Source organism: Streptomyces sp. QH1-20 (assembly GCF_041283565.1).
GTDB lineage: Bacteria > Actinomycetota > Actinomycetes > Streptomycetales > Streptomycetaceae > Streptomyces > Streptomyces syringius.
Map to the genome: position 1 here is coordinate 6,862,710 of NZ_CP166299.1, position 16,141 is coordinate 6,878,850.

Below are 16,141 nucleotides of genomic sequence, written 5' to 3' on the forward strand. Positions count from 1 at the left end.
TCCCCTGGCGTACCAAAAGCGTTCGGCGTTAGCGTGAGGCGCGTACGGGCATCGAACGGGCGCACGAAGGCATGGCCGCCCGCGGCCCTGCCCCGATACCGAGGAGACGGCCTGTGATCGCGCACGACGGGATGTTCATCGACGGCGAGTGGCGGCCCGCGGCCGGCCACGACACCATCGAGGTCGTCAACCCCGCCGACGAGCAGGTCATCGGCACCGTCCCGGCGGGCACGGCCGAGGACGTCGACGCCGCCGTACGGGCCGCCCGCGCGGCCCTGCCCGGCTGGGCCGCCACCCCGCCCGCAGAGCGGGGGCGGCACCTCGCCGCCCTGCGCGACGCGCTCGACGCCCGCCGCGAGGAGATCGCCGCCACCGTCGTCGCCGAACTCGGCTCGCCCGCCCGCTTCGCACAGCGGGTCCACACCGGCCTGCCGATCGCCGTCACCGGCTCCTGCGCGGAACTCGCCGCGACCCACCCCTTCGAGGAGAAGATCGGCAACTCGACGGTCCTGCACGAGCCGGTCGGCGTCGTCGGCGCCATCACTCCCTGGAACTACCCGCTGCACCAGGTCGTCGTGAAGGTCGCCCCCGCCCTCGCCGCGGGCTGCACGGTCGTCCTCAAGCCCGCCGAGGACACCCCGCTCACCGCCCGGCTCTTCGCCGAGTGCGTGGCCGCCGCCGGGATCCCGGCGGGTGTCTTCAACCTCGTCACCGGGCTCGGCGCCGTCGCCGGCCAGGCGCTCGCCGAGCACCCCGGCGTCGACCTGGTCTCCTTCACCGGCTCGACGGCGGTGGGCAAGCGGATCGGCGCGATCGCCGGCGCGGCCGTCAAGCGCGTCACCCTCGAACTGGGCGGCAAGTCCGCGAACGTCATCCTGCCCGGCGCGGACCTGGCCAAGGCCGTCGCCGCCAATGTCGCCGACGTCTGCCGCAACACCGGCCAGTCCTGCAACGCCTGGACGCGGACGCTCGTCCACGCCGACGACTACGAGGAGGCGGTCGCCCTCGCGGCCGAGGCCGTCGCCGCGTACACCCCCGGGGACCCGACCGACCCGGACGTCCGCCTCGGACCGCTCGTCAACGCCGCCCAGCACGCCCGCGTCCGCGGCTACATCGACCGGGGCGTCGCGGAGGGCGCGCGGCTCGCCGCGGGCGGCTCCGACGTCCCGGAGGGCCGCGAGAAGGGCTACTTCGTGCGCCCGACCGTCTTCGCCGACGTCACCCCGGAGATGACGATCGCGCAGGAGGAGATCTTCGGCCCGGTCCTCAGCTTCATCAAGTACACCGACGAGGACGAGGCGGCCCGCATCGCCAACGGCACCGTCTATGGCCTGGGTGGGGCCGTCTGGGCGGCCGACGACGCCACGGCCGCCGCGTTCGCCCGGCGCATGGACACCGGACAGGTCGACATCAACGGCGGCGGCTTCAATCTGCTCGCGCCCTTCGGCGGCCACAAGCAGTCGGGCATCGGCCGTGAACTGGGCACGCACGGCCTGGCGGAGTTCCTGCAGACGAAGTCCCTGCAGTTCTGACCCGACCGGTCGCCACCGGCCCCGGTCGAGCCGACGTAGAGACAGCCGACGTAGCGGTAGCCGATGCAGAGGTAAGGGAAGGCCGTCATGATCCGTGCCGCCGTACTGTCCGACGTGGGTGCCCCGCTCCGGATCGCCGGGATCGAGCTGCCCTCGCCCGGGCCCGGCCGGGTCCGCATCCGGCTCGCCGCCGCCGGGGTCTGCCACTCCGACCTCTCGCTGTCCAACGGGACGCTGCGCCAGCCCGTGCCCGCCGTCCTCGGCCACGAGGGCGCGGGCACGGTGACCGAGGTCGGCGAGGGGGTGACCCATGTGGCCCCCGGCGACCGGGTCGTCCTCAACTGGGCGCCGTCCTGCGGTGACTGCCATCTGTGCGGACTCGGCGAGCCCTGGCTGTGCGCCGACGCCGGGTCCGCCGCCACCGTCCCGTACGCCACGCTCACCGGCGACGGCTCCTCCCTCTACCCGGGCCTGGGCACCGCGGTCTTCGCCGAGGAGACCGTCGTCCGGGCGAGTGCCGCGCTGCCCCTGCCCGAGGGGGTTCCCCTGGTGGAAGCGGCGCTGCTGGGGTGCGCGGTACTGACCGGCTACGGCGCGGTGCACCACAGCGCCCGGGTGCGGGCGGGGGAGTCCGTCGTGGTGTTCGGTGTCGGTGGCGTGGGGCTGGCCACCCTCCAGTCCGCGCGCCTCGCCGGCGCACAGACGATCGTCGCCGTCGACGTGTCACCGCGGAAGGAGGAACTGGCCCGCACCGCCGGGGCCACCGACTTCCTCGTCGCGGACGACACGACGGCCAAGCGGATCCGTGAACTCACCGGCGGCCACGGCGCGGACGTCGCCATCGAGTGCGTGGGCCGGGCCGACACGATCCGTACGGCCTGGTCGGCCACGCGCCGCGGCGGCCGCACCACCGTCGTGGGCATCGGCGGCAAGGACCAGCGGGTCACCTTCTCCGCCCTGGAGCTCTTCCACTTCGGGCGCACGCTGTCCGGCTGTGTCTACGGCAACAGCGACCCGGCCCGGGACCTGCCCGTCATCGCCGGACATGTGCGCGCCGGGCGGCTCGACCTCTCCGCCCTGGTCACCGAGCGGATCGGGCTCGACGGCATCCCCGCCGCCTTCGACGCCATGCTCGCGGGACGCGGCGGCCGGGCGCTGGTGGTGTTCCCCGAGGCGGGGTAGCCGACGGGCCGCGAAGGCGGGATTCCCGGACACGGGCCGTCCGCACCCTAAGCGCTTGCTCACCTTCGCGGTATGGTGTTCGTTCTGTCGGAACAGGCCCGTGGCGGGCCGGGAGAGCGGGGCGTGCGATGGGCGCGGAGGCGAAGCGGGCCGAGGAGTGGGCCGACGTCACACCCGATGCCGCCCGGCGGCTGGTGACCGCGGCCGTCCAGGCCTTCGCCGAGCGCGGCTATCACGCCACCACCACCCGGGACATCGCCGGGCGGGCCGGCATGAGCCCCGCCGCGCTCTACATCCACTACAAGACCAAGGAAGAGCTGCTCTACCGGATCAGCGGCGTCGGCCACCGGCTCGCGCTCGACATCCTCCGCCGCGCCCGGGAGGGCGGGGGCAGCCCCGCCGAGCGGCTCGCCGAAGCCGTACGGACCTTCGTCCGCTGGCACGCGGAGCACCACACCACCGCCCGGGTCGTGCAGTACGAACTGGGGGCGCTCGGCGAGGAGCACCACAAGGAGATCGTCGGGCTGCGCCGTGCCTCGGACGCCGCCGTCCGCGCCATCATCGAGGACGGCGTGGCGACGGGCGACTTCGACGTCCCGGACGTGCGCGGCACCACCCTCGCCGTGCTGTCGCTGTGCATCGACGTCGCCCGCTGGTTCAACGCGGACGGCAAGCGCACCCCGGACGAGGTGGGCGAGTTGTACGCGGGGCTGGTCCTGCGCATGGTGGGGTACGCGGGCCAGGAGTGAGGCGTCCCGGGGCGGCCGGGTCCCGGGACGGAACGTCAACAGCGAACCCCGGCAGCGGATCTCAGAGGTAGAAGCGGCTCACCGACTCCGCCACGCACACCGGCTTCTCCCCGCCCTCGCGCTCGACCGTCACCGCCGTCACCAGCTGCACTCCGCCCTCCACCTCCGACACCCCGGCGATCCTCGCCGTGGCCCGCAGCCGTGAGCCGACCGGTACGGGGGAGGGGAAGCGCACCTTGTTCACCCCGTAGTTGATGCCCATGCGGACGTTCTCGACGCGCATCAGCATCGGTACGAGGGACGGCAGCAGCGAGAGCGTCAGATAGCCGTGCGCGATGGTCGCCCCGAAGGGGCCGGCCGCCGCCCGGTCCGGATCCACATGGATCCACTGGTGGTCCCCGGTCGCCTCGGCGAAGAGGTCGATCCGTTTCTGGTCCACGTCGAGCCAGTCGCTCGGGCCGAGTTCCACACCGACCGCGGCCCGTAGGTCGTCCAACGAGGTGAAGATCCGGGGCTCCGTCATCCACGTGCCTCCCGCACAGAGTGTCCAAGCGCTTGCTCAGCATGTGGGGCGGCTCTCCCGGTGTCAACGCCCCGCGTTGACGTAAGGTCTTGAGCCGTGCCGCAGATTTCCACGAAGGTTCACGAACTCACCGTCGGCCAGCTGTCCGCGCGCAGCGGCGCGGCCGTCTCCGCGCTGCACTTCTACGAGTCCAAGGGCCTGATCAGCAGCCGGCGTACCTCCGGCAACCAACGCCGCTACGAGCGTGACGCGCTGCGCCGGGTCGCCTTCATCCGCGCCGCGCAGCGCGTCGGCATCCCGCTCGCCACCATCCGTGAGGCGCTCGCCGAGCTGCCCGACGAGCGCACCCCCAACCGCGAGGACTGGGCCCGGATGTCCGAGCTGTGGCGCTCGGAGCTGGACCAGCGAATAGCGCAGCTCAATCAGTTGCGCGACCGCCTCGCCGACTGCATCGGCTGCGGCTGCCTCTCGCTCGACAAGTGCGCGCTGTCCAACCCGGAGGACCGCTTCGGCGGTTACGGCAGCGGTTCGGTCCTGCTCGCCGTGGCCGACAAGGCCGGCGGGCCGGCCACCTCGGAGAAAGCACGGAAGGCGGAGAAAGCGGGGAAGACGGAGAAGGCCGTCGATGCCGGGACGCCGAAGAGGAACGCCGCGTCCGAGCAGTGCGTCAAGACCGAAGCCTGAGGTCCGGGCCTTGCCACCGGTCTTGAGGCCGGGCCGTGCCACCGGTCCCGAGGCGATCAGCCGCTGATCGCCTCGGGCGGCGCGCCCGTGCTTGTCCGGGCGCGCGACGGACAGCTCCTCACACCGTGGCGTACCGGGCCGCGTAGGCGTACCTCCTGGCCGCGGCCAGCGCGTCCGTGGTGAGCACGGGCACCGGCACCACGATGCCGCAGTCCGTGCAGACGGGTCCCGCCAGCGGGTAACGCTCCAGGTCGGTGCGCCACTCGATCCGCTCCTGCGAGCAGACCGGGCAGGCGTCCCCGGGTCCGGACTCCATGGCGGTGATCATGCGGCGCAGCACCTCGGCGAGGCGCGCGCTCGGGAACAGCGTGGGGCTCGCGCACGGCACGATGTCACAGCCGCCCCAGGTGTTGCGGTGCCAGTCGTCGACGGCGCTGGGCTGCCGGATGCCGTCGTGCTTCTCGCGCCTGCGCCGGCCGGCGAACTCGACCTCGTAGGCCAGCCAGAGCTCCCGGGCCTCCTCCAGCTCCTCCAGCGCCGCGATCAGCAGCTCGGGGTCGGGTGCGCGGTCGTCGGGGGCCAGTCCCGCCCGGGCGCACAGGTGGTGCCAGGTCGCCCGGTGCCCGTACGGGGCGAAACGTTCGAGACATTTGCGCAAGGAGGTCCGTCGCAGCGCGATCGTGTTCCGTGGATTGCGCACCTCTCGTGCGAGTGCTCTGAAACCTGCCACTGCATCCCACCTCCGACAGCGCGGACTCGGATCGACATGGAAGGGACGTAACTCATCGCCATTCGGATCCATCGGACGCCCTGACGCGGCCGACTCCGCATCTGCTACCCCCATCGGGCGTACAGATGTGAGGATCCGCGAAGGTGGCGGATCCTCACCCTCCGTCAGCCTTGGGCCGTCAGCCGTGGGCCGTGCTCAGCCGCCGATGCGGCCGGCCAGCAGGATCAGCCGTGCCAGCTCGTCGTGACAGATGTCGCTGTGCGCTCCCGACGGCGGTCCGCCGCGCGAGACGACCGCCGACGCGTCGACGCTCGCGCAGCCCTGGTCCGGCAGCCCGCCGTCCAGCGCCCGCGCGAGCGAGAGGCGCGCGGAGCCGTCCACGGCCTGGATGCCGTCATAGCCCATCGCGCCCCACCGGGTGTTGTCGATCCCCAGCACCGAGTCCGCGTCCCGGGCCAGCCGGGACGCGAGGGGATACATCACGCCGAGGGCCGTGTCGTGCCGCGAGTGGACACACACCACCGGCCCCCGCACCCGGCGGTGCGCGCCCTTCAGCGCACCGCCGCGGCGCGTGTCGAAGGGCAGCCGGGAGGAGAAGGCGTAGTGCGAGAAGGCGCCCTGGAGCAGCGTCAGGGACGAGACCGCGGCCTCCTCCGGCAGCCCGCGCAGCCCGAAGGCCATCAGCCGGGCGCCGAAGCTGTGCCCGACCAGATGGACCCGCAGGTCCGGCGCCGAGCGGGCGAGCACCCCGAGCACCGGGCCGAGACCCCGCTCGCCCACCGTGCCGGCCCGGCGCTTCATCGTGTAGTACGAGGCCTGGCGCAGCAGCTCGTGGGCGCCCTTCCACAGCTTCTTCCAGCCACCGCCGAACAGCTCGGCCGGTGCCTCGCCGCCCGCCAGGGCGTCGGCGAAGGCCTTGCACACCACTTCCGGGTCCCCGGCGAGCACGGTGGGTTCGCGCTCGCCCTCCAGGTCCTGGACGAAACCCGCGCCCTGCTGGTCCGCCGTGACGAGCGCGCGGACGAGGCCGGTGAACTCCGCCAGCCGTTCCGGGGCCTCCGGTCGCCGCTCGAGCAGCTCCGCGAGCCGGGCCACCGTCTCCTCGCTCCCCGGGAAGACCGCGGTCAGCGCCTGCCGGGTGGCCGCGTCGAGCACGGGCGGCCCGGTGGCGGTGGTCGTGAGCGCCCGTTCCGGGAAGTCGGGGACGGGCTCGTCGGCGAACCGCATCGACGGCCAGATCACGCCGCCGTAGCCCACGCGCGCCTCGGCTCCGTCGGCCCCCACGGCCCCGTCGACGAGCGCCGGGAAGGGGGCGAAGAAGCGCCGGTAGAGCCCGCTCGCCCTCGGACGGTCGTTGTTCCAGCCGTGCGCGAAGATCACCAGATCGGTGAGCCGCTCCCGCCCGACCCCTGCCACCAGGCCTTCCCGCTCGCCGGTGTGGACGTCGCCGTCCGCGTCGAAAGTCAGTTCCCAGTAAGGCTCCACCGGTGTGCCCGCCATGCCCAGTCCCCCTGTGCCGGTCAGATGTGCCGCGCATCGTCCCGCCGTCAAGAGGGCCTGTCCAGCCTTTTCGCCTGCGGCTGGGCCGCAGTGTGCGCACCTCCGCTGCGCGGCGGTGTCCTCAATCGCCGGACGGGCTGCTGTGCTGTGTCCTCAATCGCCGGACGGGCTGCTGTGCTGTGTCCTCAATCGCCGGACGGGCTGAAATCAGCCCGTCCGGCGATTGAGGACGCGCCCGCAGGGCGCTCGCCGCCGCAGGCGGCACAGGTGTTCTGCCCGCGGAGCGACGCGCTCTTCCGTTTCCACATACCGACTGGTTAGTCTGCGCACGCGGCCGTGGCGGCCGGGACCGAGAACGAGGGAGACACGAACGTGAACACCGTGCGGGACGCGGGAGTTGTGGTCACCGGAGCGGGCGGCGGCATAGGTGCCGCCCTCGCCCGTCGGTTCGCCGCCGAAGGCGCCCGCGTCGTCGTCAACGACCTCGACGCCGCCAAGGCCGCGGCCGTCGCCGCGGAGATCGGCGCGACAGCCGTCCCCGGTGACGCCTCGGAGATCCTCCCCGCCGCCCGCGAGGCGCTGGGCGGGGTGATCGACGTCTACTGCGCCAACGCCGGCGTCGCCGCCACCGGCGGCCCCGAGGCGGACGAGGACCAGTGGGCCGCCTCCTGGGACGTCAACGTCATGGCGCACGTACGGGCGAGCCGTGAACTGCTGCCCGCGTGGCTGGAACGCGGCAGCGGGCGCTTCGTCGCCACCGTCTCCGCCGCCGGGCTGCTCACCATGGTCGGCTCGGCCCCCTACAGCGTCTCCAAGCACGCGGCGTACGCCTTCGCAGAATGGCTCTCCCTCACCTACCGGCACCGCGGCATCGCCGTCCACGCGATCTGCCCGCAGGGCGTCCGGACGGACATGCTGCGCGGCACCGGAGCGGCCGGGGACCTGCTGCTCGCGCCCACCGCCGTCGAGCCCGAACGGGTCGCGGACGCCCTGTTCGAAGGCATGGCCACAGACCGCTTCCTGATCCTCCCGCACCCGGAGGTCGCGGACTACTACACCGCGCGGGCCGCCGACCCCGACCGCTGGCTCGACGGCATGAACCACCTTCAGCGCAAGCTCGAACAGGCCCCGGACCCCGAACGCGCATAGCCGCGGAGGCAGCCGGAGAAGCCACGGAAAGGGCGGCACCGCACCATGACAGCGAACCCCTCCTCCCCATCCCCTTCAGGCCGCGCCCCGATGGCACGGGCCGTACCGGACTCCTACGCGGACAAGCCCTGGCTCTCGCTGCTCAGCGAGGCACAGCGGGCGCCCGTCGAGCCGCCGCCGAGTGTGCCGCACGCCTTCCGGGACGCCGTGCGGCGCGCCCCCGACCGGCACGCGCTCGCCTACTTCGACGGGCGGCTCACCTACCGCCGGGCCGACGAGCTGTCCGACGCGATAGCGGGCCACCTCGCCGCCCGCGGCTTCCGGCGCGGCGACCGGGCGGCCGTCATGCTGCAGAACTCCCCGCACTTCGTCCTCGCCGTCCTCGGCATCTGGAAGGCGGGCGGCACCGTCGTCCCCCTCAATCCCATGTACAAGGCGGCGGAGGCCGGGCACATCCTGCACGACGCCGGAGCCACCGCCCTGGTCTGCGCCGACCGCGCCTGGGTGGAGCGGCTGCGGGAAGCGGCGGACTCCTCGCCCGTCCGGACCGTCCTCACCGCCTGCGAGGCCGGGCTGCAGACCCGCGACGACACCCGTGTGCTGCGCGGCGGCCGGCTGCCGGTGCCCGAGGGCGCCGAGGACCTCCTGACCGTGGCCCGCTCCGGTGCCGCGGTGCCCGAGGGCATCGACCTCGGCCCCGGCGATATCGCCCTCATCAGCTACACCTCGGGCACCACCGGCCGCCCCAAGGGCGCCATGAACACCCACGGCAACATCTGCCACAACGCCGAGCGGCAGCGCACCGGCTCCGGACTGCCCGAGGGCTGTACCTACTTCGCCCTGGCCCCGCTGTTCCACATCACCGGCATGGTCGCCCAGCTCGCGGCCTGCGTCGCCGGGGCGGGGACGCTCGCGCTCGCCTACCGCTTCGAACCCGGCGTCGTCCTCGACGCGTTCCTGGAGCACCGCCCCGCCTACACCGTGGGCCCGGCCACCGCGTTCATGGCCCTGATGGCCCAGGAGGGAGTGAGCCGGGACCACTTCGCGTCCTTCCGCATGATCTCCTCGGGCGGGGCCCCGCTGCCGCCCGCGCTGGTCGAGCAGTTCCGCGCCACCCTCGGCCCGTACCTCCACAACGGCTACGGACTCACCGAGTGCACCGCCCCCTGCGCCGCCGTCCTGCCCGGCCTCGAGGCCCCGGTCGACCCCGTCTCCGGCACCCTCGCCGTCGGGGTGCCCGGCGCCGACACTCTCGTCCGCGTCGTCGACGACCAGGGCGCGGACGTCCCCTTCGGCGAACAGGGCGAGATCGCGGTGCGCGGCCCGCAGGTGATCCCCGGCTACTGGCGGCGCCCGGAGGACACCGCCGCCGCCCTGCCCGGCGGCGAGCTGCGGACCGGTGACATCGGCTTCATGGACCGCGAGGGCTGGCTCTATGTGGTCGACCGCAAGAAGGACATGATCAATGCGTCGGGCTTCAAGGTGTGGCCCCGCGAGGTCGAGGACGTCCTCTACACCCACCCCGCCGTCCGCGAGGCGGCCGTCGTCGGGGTGCCGGACCCCTACCGGGGCGAGACGGTCAAGGCCTGGATCAGCCTCCGGCCGGGCACGACCGCGGACCCGGCCGCGGTCGTCGCCTACTGCCGCGAGCGGCTCGCCGCGTACAAGTACCCGCGCGCGGTCGAGATCCTGCCGGACCTTCCCAAGACGAGCAGTGGCAAGATCCTCAGACGGGAGCTGCGCGGCCGGGCGTAGCACAGCACTTCGGCGACAGGCGGGTGGCGGGCGATGACCAGGACGACGACGGCCGGAACGACGGACGGCGGCGGCAGGGCCGTGCCGCAGCGGCTGCTGGCCGCCGCCACCCGCCTCTTCGCGGACCAGGGGTACGACCGGACGTCCGTGCAGGAGATCGTGGAGGCGGCGGGCGTCACCAAGGGCGCGCTCTATCACTACTTCGGGTCGAAGGACGACCTGCTGCACGAGGTCTACGCGCGGGTCCTGCGGCTCCAGCAGGAGCGGCTGGACGCCATGGCGGGCTCGGACGCCCCCGTCGAGCGGCGGCTGCGTGACGCGGCCGCCGACGTCGTCGTCACGACGATCGAGAACCTCGACGACACGAAGATCTTCTTCCGGTCCATGCACCACCTCGCGCCGGAGAAGGACAAGCAGGTGCGGGCCGAGCGCCGCCGGTACCACGAGAGATTCCGCGCGCTGGTCGAGGAGGGCCAGCGCGCCGGGGTGTTCAGCACGGCGACCCCCGCCGACCTGGTGGTGGACTACCACTTCGGCTCGGTCCACCACTTGAGCAGCTGGTACCGCCCCGACGGCCCGCTGAGCCCCCAGCAGGTCGCGGAGCACCTGGCGGACCTGCTGATGCGGGCCCTGCGCCCGTAGGGCGTGTGCGCCTCCCGGCGGGCTCGATGTGGCTGAGCCCAGCCACATCAAGCCCTCCGGCGTTTGAGGACGCGCCCGCAGGGCGCTCGCCGCCGAAGGCGGCACGGACGGCCCGCAGCCGAGGAATCACCAGGGCCGGGGGCCGACGAAAGCCTCCCGCAGGGCTACCGGTACTTCTTCAGCTCCCGCCGCGCCAGCGACCGCTGGTGCACCTCGTCCGGCCCGTCGGCCAGCCGCAGCGTCCGCGCCGCGGCCCAGAGCTCGGCGAGCGGGAAGTCCTGGCCGACACCGCCCGCGCCGTGCAGCTGGACCGCCTTGTCGATGATGTCGGCGACCGTGCGCGGCGTCGCGATCTTGATGGCCTGGATCTCCGTGTGCGCCCCGCGGTTGCCGACGGTGTCCATCAGCCACGCGGTCTTCAGCACCAGCAGCCGCAACTGCTCGACCGCGACCCGGGAATCGGCGATCCACTCCTGGACGACGCCCTGCGCCGCCAGCGGCTTGCCGAACGCCGTACGGTCCGCCGCGCGCCGGCACATCAGCTCGATGGCACGCTCGGCCATGCCGATCAGACGCATGCAGTGGTGGATCCGGCCGGGACCGAGCCGGGCCTGGGCGATGGCGAACCCGCCGCCCTCCTCGCCGACGATGTTCGCCGCCGGGACGCGGACGCCGTCGAAGACCACCTCGGCGTGGCCGCCGTGGTAGTGGTCCTCGTAGCCGTAGACCCGCATGGCACGCCTGATCCCGACGCCGGGGGTGTCGCGCGGGACGAGGACCATGGACTGCTGGCGGCGCGGGTCCGAGCCCTCCGGGTCGGTCTTGCCCATGACGATGAAGATCTCGCAACGGGGGTTCATCGCACCGGAGATGTACCACTTGCGGCCGGTGATGACGTAGTCGTCGCCGTCCCGCTCGATCCGGGTCTCGATGTTCGTGGCGTCGGAGGAGGCGACCTCCGGCTCGGTCATCGCGAACGCGGACCGGATCTCGCCGGCGAGCAGCGGATGGAGCCAGCGCTTGCGCTGCTCCTCGGTGCCGAACTGGGCGAGCACCTCCATGTTCCCCGTGTCGGGGGCCGCGCAGTTCAGGGCGGTGGGGGCGAGCTGCGGGCTGCGGCCGGTGATCTCGGCGAGCGGCGCGTACTGGACGTTGGTCAGCCCGGCGCCGTACTCCGCGTCGGGCAGGCTGTGCTGGTCCATGAAGAAGAGATTCCACAGCCCCCGCCGCCGGGCCTCCGCCTTCAGCTCCTCGACGACCGGCGGGGTGTCCCACGGGTCCGCGAGGGCGGCGCGCTGCTCCTCGGCGACCGCCTCCGCCGGGTACACGTGCTCGTCCATGAAGGCCAGCAGCTTGCCGCGCAGCTCCTCGGTGCGCGCGTCGAACGCGAAGTCCATGGCTCAGCCCTTCCGAAGCGTGGTGAGGCCGCCTTCGACGAAGAGCGGCACGAGCTGTCCGATGCGGTCGAAGCCCGGGCCGAGGGTGTGCCCGAGCGTGTAGCGGTAGTGGATGCCCTCGAGGATGACCGCGAGCTTGAAGTAGGCGAAGGCGGTGTACCAGGGGAGGGCCGAGACGTCGCGGCCCGAGCGCGCGGCGTACCGCTCGACGATCTCGGCGGGCTCGGGGTGGCCGGGGGCGTCGCGCGTGGTGGCGATCGGCGAGCCGGGAACGGGCCGCTGCTCGCTGTACATCATCAGCAGCCCGAGGTCGGTGAGCGGGTCGCCGAGCGTGGACATCTCCCAGTCCAGGACGGCCTCGACGGTGCCGTCGGCGCCGATCAGGACGTTGTCCAGCCGGTAGTCGCCGTGCACGACCGTGGGCGCGGGGGACTGCGGGAGCGCCGTGCCCAGCGCCTCGCGCAGCTCGTCGATCCCGGCCAGCTCGCGGTTCCTGGAGGCCTCCAGCTGCTTGCCCCAGCGCCGCAACTGCCGCTCCAGGAACCCCTCCGGCCGCCCGAAGTCCCCGAGCCCCACCGCGTCGGGGTCCACGGCGTGCAGGTCCACGAGCGTGTCGGCGAGGCCGAGGACGACCTCACGGGTCCGGGCGGGGCCGAGGGCGGCGAGCTGTTCGGCGGTGCGGTACGGCGTGCCGGTCACGAACTCCATGACGTAGAAGGGCGCTCCGAGGACGTCCTCGTCCTCGCAGAGCAGAATCGCCTCGGGCACCGGCACGGCGGTGTCGCGCAGCGCGCTGATCACCCGGTGCTCGCGCCGCATGTCGTGGGCGGTGGCGAGCACGTGCCCGAGCGGCGGGCGGCGTACCACCCAGCGGCCGGTGCCGTCCGTGACGGCATAGGTGAGGTTGGAACGTCCCCCCTCGACCAGCTCCGCGCCCAGCGGTCCGCGCACCAGCCCCGGCCGCTCCCGCTCCAGATACGCGCGCAGCCGTTCCAGGTCGAGCCCTGGGGGGTTGCCCTTGCTCATCGAGTGCTCCTCCACGGGGAGTTGAACATACGGACGTGTGGTCCCCGATCATGATGCCGACCGGTCGGTATGCCGTCTAGGGGGCACCGGGGACCAATGTGATCCGCTTTCCCGTCTCCCTGACCGCGGACCGCCCCCGGGCCGCCACGGCGCGGGGGCGCGTACGGATCAGGCGTGGCAGGCCATCGGCTTGCCGCCGTTCATCGTCATCATGTCGCCGAGGACTTCCGGCAGGTTCAGCGGGGCGCCCCACGGCAGCCCCTCCAGCTCGGCGTAGGCGCGGTGCAGATTGGCGACCAGGCGCTCGCTCTCGCGCAGCGACGCGAACGCGCCGAGATCCGCCTCGCGGGCGGCCTCCAGCGGGGTGCGCCCGGCCGCGTGGGAGGCGCGGGCCAGCTCGTCGACGTACCGCAGATAGGCCTCCGTGGCGTCGTACACCCCGGGGTCGGTGACCCGGCCGTGGCCGGGCACGACGACCTGGGCATCGAGCGAGCGCAGCCGCTCCAGGGCGCGCAGCGATCCCGCGAGGGAGCCCATCATGAGGAAGGGGGTGCCGCCGTTGAAGATCAGGTCACCGGTGAAGACGATGCCCTGCTCCGGCAGCCAGGCGACGGTGTCGCCGACGGTGTGGGCGACACCCGGGTGGATCAGGCGGACCTCGATGTCGCCCACGTGCACGGTGAGCGTGTCGGAGTAGGTGAGGGTGGCGGGGGTGATGGCAACCTCGCCGTAGTCGACCCCGGGCCAGATGCCGTGCAGCTGGTGTCCCGCGGCGAGGGTCTCCGCGCGGCAGGCCGTGTGCCCCACGACGGTGGCCTCGGGGAACACGCAGTTGCCGTAGGTGTGGTCGCCGTGGTGGTGGGTGTTGACCACGGTGGTGGGCAGCGGGGCACCGCTGTCGGTGACGGCGGCGCGCAGCAGGCGCGCCCGCCGCTCGGTCGCGGCGGTGTCGATCAGCAGGGTCCGGCCGCCGGCCGTCACGAACCCCGCGTTGTTCAGGCACCAGCCGCCGTCGGGCTGGACGAACGCGCTCACCCCCGGTGCGAGCGGGACCGTGTACGGCTCCGTGTCCGCCGGTTCGACGGCTCGGACGGTGGTCGAGCTGGACATCGCTGGCCTCCCCTTGCGTCCGCGCGGGCGCGCGGATCGGACTGACCGTCAGAATACGGTCACGGTCCGGCCGGGGGAGGGCCGGTCAGCCCCGCCGCTCCAGGCCCGGGCGCAGTCGCTCCAGCAGTGCGTAGAGCGCGGTGCGCTCCTCCTCGTCGAGGGCGTCGAGCGCGCTGTGCGTGGCCTGCATCTCGGCCCGGACCCGCTGGATGGTCTCCAGGCCCTCGTCGGTGGCGACCACGTTCTTCACGCGGCGGTCGCGGGGGTCGGGCTCGCGGCGGACCAGACCGCGCGATTCGAGGCGGTCCACGATGCCGGTGACATTGGAGGCGTCACAGACCAGCAGGGTGGCGAGGCCGCGCATCGGGACCGGGCCCTTGAGCTGGGCGAGCAGCTTCGCCTGGACGGAGGTGAGCCCGTGCCGGGCGGCGGCGGCCGCGAAGTCCTGCCACTGGGCGGTGCCGAGCGCCGCCACCAGCTCCAGGAGCTGGGCCTTGGTCGGGGGCTGGGGGATCGCGGTCATGGTTGAAGTGTACTCAAGAGCTTGAGCCCGTAAAACATTAACTTGACTATGTGAACTATTTCGACTTACCGTACATCGAGTTGCTTGACGATCTCAAGCATCCATGTCGTGAAGTAACTCGAAGGACCCGCCACCCCTCATGAGCACCCAAGCCACCACCGCCCCGGCGGGCAGGCAGCGGAACGAGACGGTCATCGTCTTCGCCCTGAGCCTCGCCGCCATGGTCGTCTCGATGATGCAGACGCTGGTCGTGCCGATCCTCGGCCTCATCCAGAACGACCTCGAAACCTCCTCGGCCAATGTCAGCTGGGTCACCACCGCCACCCTGCTCTCCGCCGCGGTCTTCACCCCGCTGCTGGGCCGCTTCGGCGACCAGCACGGCAAGAAGAAGACCCTCGTCGGCGTGCTGATCGTCATGGTCGCGGGCTCGGTCCTCGCGGCCGTCACGCACTCCCTGCTGTGGCTCATCGTCGGCCGGGTGCTCCAGGGCGCCGCCACCGCGATCTTCCCGCTCGCGCTGTCCGTCCTGCGGGAGGAGGTCCGCCCCGCGAAGCTGCCCGGCGCGATGGCCATGGTCAGCGGCACCCTCGCATTCGGCAGCGGCCTCGCGCTCGTCGCCACCGGGCTGCTGACCTCCGGCGACAACCCCGACTACCGCAGCGCCTTCTGGCTGGCCACCGGCCTCGCCGCGCTCGCCCTGCTCGCCGTCGTCCTCCTCGTCCCCGCCACCCGGCAGACCACCGGCGGCCGCACCGACGTCCTCGGCGCGCTGAGCCTCGCCGCCACCCTCGTCCTGCTCCTGCTGCCCATCACCCAGGGCCACGAGTGGGGCTGGTCCTCCGCCCGTACGATCGGCTGCTTCGCCGGTGCCGTGGTGATGGCTGCCGTCTGGACGTTCGTCGAGCGCACGGTGCGCGAGCCGCTGGTCGACATGAGGATGTTCTCCCACCGCCCGGTGCTCTTCGCGAACATCTCCGGTCTGCTCGTCGGCTTCGGCTCCTTCGCGCTCTTCATCGGCGTCTCCTACCTCGTGCAGATGCCGTCGAAGATCGCCGGCTACGGCTTCGACGCCAGTGTCCTGCGCGCCTCCGTGCAGTTCCTGCTGCCCAGCACGATCGTCTCGCTGCTCGCGGCCCCCGTCGGCGGCCAGCTCGTCCGCCACAAGGGCCCGCGTCTGGTGCTGCTGCTCGCCTCGCTCATCGGCACCGCGGGCTTCGTCTGGATCGCCCTCGACCACGAGCACGCCTTCTCCGTCATCGCCGCCGGCATGTTCGTCGGCGCGGCCATCAGCTTCGGCTACGCCGCCATGCCCGCGGTGATCGTCGCCAGTGTGCCGCCGCGCCAGACCGGCATCGCCAACGGCATCAACTCCATCTCCCGCTCGACCGGCAGCGCCATCGGCAGCGCGATGATCACGACCGTGCTCGCCTCCAAGAGCCTCGAGCACCTGCCGCCGGGCGCGCCGAAGCTGCCCGCCGAGAGTCAGTTCACGCTGACCTTCGTGATCGCGGGCACCGCGTTCCTGCTGGTCGCGTTGGTCGCCTGGCGTGGCCTGCGCAAGATCCACGGCCCGCGTCCGGCCGAAGTGGCGGACCGCTCCGCCACGGCGGACGCTGGGACCGCAGCCGCCCACGCCTGA

At 72.7% G+C, this 16,141-nt stretch carries 15 protein-coding genes; 8 read left to right on the forward strand and 7 right to left on the reverse strand.

Annotated features, from left to right (window positions below; translation table 11 throughout):
* Positions 1-113: 113 nt before the first annotated feature.
* The 3 genes from AB8O64_RS30905 to AB8O64_RS30915 all read left to right on the forward strand — a co-directional run bounded on the left by AB8O64_RS30905 (position 114) and on the right by AB8O64_RS30915 (position 3,463).
* Positions 114-1,532, forward strand: a complete 1,419-nt coding sequence (locus AB8O64_RS30905; RefSeq protein ID WP_370422764.1) for an aldehyde dehydrogenase family protein — start codon at positions 114-116, stop codon at positions 1,530-1,532.
* 87 nt (positions 1,533-1,619) lie between these two features.
* A complete protein-coding gene (locus AB8O64_RS30910) occupies positions 1,620-2,714 on the forward strand; it encodes a zinc-binding dehydrogenase (protein ID WP_370422766.1) in 1,095 nt (364 codons plus the stop codon).
* A 128-nt stretch (positions 2,715-2,842) separates the two neighbouring features.
* Positions 2,843-3,463, forward strand: a complete 621-nt coding sequence (locus AB8O64_RS30915) for a TetR/AcrR family transcriptional regulator (RefSeq protein WP_370422768.1) — start codon at positions 2,843-2,845, stop codon at positions 3,461-3,463.
* 61 nt (positions 3,464-3,524) lie between these two features.
* Here AB8O64_RS30915 and AB8O64_RS30920 read toward each other — a convergent pair whose 3' ends face one another.
* The gene (locus AB8O64_RS30920) at positions 3,525-3,986 is read right to left on the reverse strand and encodes a MaoC family dehydratase (protein WP_370422770.1); all 462 of its coding nucleotides are present in this window, start codon (positions 3,984-3,986) and stop codon (positions 3,525-3,527) included.
* 96 nt (positions 3,987-4,082) lie between these two features.
* On the opposite strand from AB8O64_RS30920, the gene soxR reads away from it, so the two are divergent.
* On the forward strand, positions 4,083-4,670 hold the full coding sequence (gene soxR, locus AB8O64_RS30925) for a redox-sensitive transcriptional activator SoxR (RefSeq protein WP_370422772.1): 588 nt from the start codon (positions 4,083-4,085) through the stop codon (positions 4,668-4,670).
* 118 nt (positions 4,671-4,788) lie between these two features.
* On the opposite strand, the gene AB8O64_RS30930 is transcribed toward soxR, so the two are convergent.
* The gene (locus tag AB8O64_RS30930) at positions 4,789-5,400 is read right to left on the reverse strand and encodes a hypothetical protein (RefSeq protein WP_365215355.1); all 612 of its coding nucleotides are present in this window, start codon (positions 5,398-5,400) and stop codon (positions 4,789-4,791) included.
* 195 nt (positions 5,401-5,595) lie between these two features.
* Complete coding sequence (locus tag AB8O64_RS30935) at positions 5,596-6,900, reverse strand: alpha/beta fold hydrolase (protein ID WP_370422774.1); 1,305 nt, start codon at positions 6,898-6,900, stop codon at positions 5,596-5,598.
* A 372-nt stretch (positions 6,901-7,272) separates the two neighbouring features.
* Between AB8O64_RS30935 and AB8O64_RS30940 the strand changes: the two genes are divergently transcribed.
* The 3 genes from AB8O64_RS30940 (at position 7,273) to AB8O64_RS30950 (ending at position 10,446) form a co-directional block, all read left to right on the forward strand.
* Entirely contained in the window at positions 7,273-8,049 is a 777-nt protein-coding gene (locus AB8O64_RS30940) for an SDR family oxidoreductase (RefSeq protein WP_370422776.1), read from the forward strand.
* 90 nt (positions 8,050-8,139) lie between these two features.
* Entirely contained in the window at positions 8,140-9,804 is a 1,665-nt protein-coding gene (locus AB8O64_RS30945; protein ID WP_370422777.1) for an AMP-binding protein, read from the forward strand.
* Positions 9,805-9,837: 33 nt separating this feature from the next.
* The gene (locus tag AB8O64_RS30950) at positions 9,838-10,446 is read left to right on the forward strand and encodes a TetR/AcrR family transcriptional regulator (protein ID WP_370422779.1); all 609 of its coding nucleotides are present in this window, start codon (positions 9,838-9,840) and stop codon (positions 10,444-10,446) included.
* A 164-nt stretch (positions 10,447-10,610) separates the two neighbouring features.
* Here the strand turns inward: AB8O64_RS30950 and AB8O64_RS30955 are convergent, their stop codons facing one another.
* The 4 genes from AB8O64_RS30955 to AB8O64_RS30970 form a co-directional block, all read right to left on the reverse strand.
* Positions 10,611-11,843: an acyl-CoA dehydrogenase family protein gene (locus AB8O64_RS30955; protein WP_370422780.1), complete on the reverse strand. Its 1,233-nt coding sequence runs from the start codon at positions 11,841-11,843 to the stop codon at positions 10,611-10,613.
* Positions 11,844-11,846: 3 nt separating this feature from the next.
* Entirely contained in the window at positions 11,847-12,869 is a 1,023-nt protein-coding gene (locus AB8O64_RS30960) for a phosphotransferase family protein (RefSeq protein WP_370422782.1), read from the reverse strand.
* Positions 12,870-13,037: 168 nt separating this feature from the next.
* Positions 13,038-13,979 (reverse strand): MBL fold metallo-hydrolase, encoded by a 942-nt coding sequence (locus AB8O64_RS30965; protein WP_370422784.1) that lies wholly within the window; start codon positions 13,977-13,979, stop codon positions 13,038-13,040.
* A gap of 85 nt (positions 13,980-14,064) precedes the next feature.
* On the reverse strand, positions 14,065-14,502 hold the full coding sequence (locus tag AB8O64_RS30970; protein WP_370422785.1) for a MarR family winged helix-turn-helix transcriptional regulator: 438 nt from the start codon (positions 14,500-14,502) through the stop codon (positions 14,065-14,067).
* A 139-nt stretch (positions 14,503-14,641) separates the two neighbouring features.
* Between AB8O64_RS30970 and AB8O64_RS30975 the strand changes: the two genes are divergently transcribed.
* Positions 14,642-16,141: an MFS transporter gene (locus tag AB8O64_RS30975; RefSeq protein ID WP_370422787.1), complete on the forward strand. Its 1,500-nt coding sequence runs from the start codon at positions 14,642-14,644 to the stop codon at positions 16,139-16,141.

What these genes read in the sequence shown, in the direction of transcription:
- AB8O64_RS30960 (WP_370422782.1), bottom strand. Translation starts at nt 12,869, where the DNA reads ATGAGCAAGGGCAACCCCCCAGGGCTCGACCTGGAACGGCTGCGCGCG.
- AB8O64_RS30965 (WP_370422784.1), bottom strand. Translation starts at nt 13,979, where the DNA reads ATGTCCAGCTCGACCACCGTCCGAGCCGTCGAACCGGCGGACACGGAG.
- AB8O64_RS30915 (WP_370422768.1), top strand. Translation starts at nt 2,843, where the DNA reads ATGGGCGCGGAGGCGAAGCGGGCCGAGGAGTGGGCCGACGTCACACCC.
- AB8O64_RS30950 (WP_370422779.1), top strand. Translation starts at nt 9,838, where the DNA reads ATGACCAGGACGACGACGGCCGGAACGACGGACGGCGGCGGCAGGGCC.
- AB8O64_RS30935 (WP_370422774.1), bottom strand. Translation starts at nt 6,900, where the DNA reads ATGGCGGGCACACCGGTGGAGCCTTACTGGGAACTGACTTTCGACGCG.
- AB8O64_RS30945 (WP_370422777.1), top strand. Translation starts at nt 8,140, where the DNA reads ATGGCACGGGCCGTACCGGACTCCTACGCGGACAAGCCCTGGCTCTCG.
- AB8O64_RS30910 (WP_370422766.1), top strand. Translation starts at nt 1,620, where the DNA reads ATGATCCGTGCCGCCGTACTGTCCGACGTGGGTGCCCCGCTCCGGATC.
- AB8O64_RS30955 (WP_370422780.1), bottom strand. Translation starts at nt 11,843, where the DNA reads ATGGACTTCGCGTTCGACGCGCGCACCGAGGAGCTGCGCGGCAAGCTG.
- AB8O64_RS30920 (WP_370422770.1), bottom strand. Translation starts at nt 3,986, where the DNA reads ATGACGGAGCCCCGGATCTTCACCTCGTTGGACGACCTACGGGCCGCG.
- AB8O64_RS30970 (WP_370422785.1), bottom strand. Translation starts at nt 14,502, where the DNA reads ATGACCGCGATCCCCCAGCCCCCGACCAAGGCCCAGCTCCTGGAGCTG.
- AB8O64_RS30975 (WP_370422787.1), top strand. Translation starts at nt 14,642, where the DNA reads ATGAGCACCCAAGCCACCACCGCCCCGGCGGGCAGGCAGCGGAACGAG.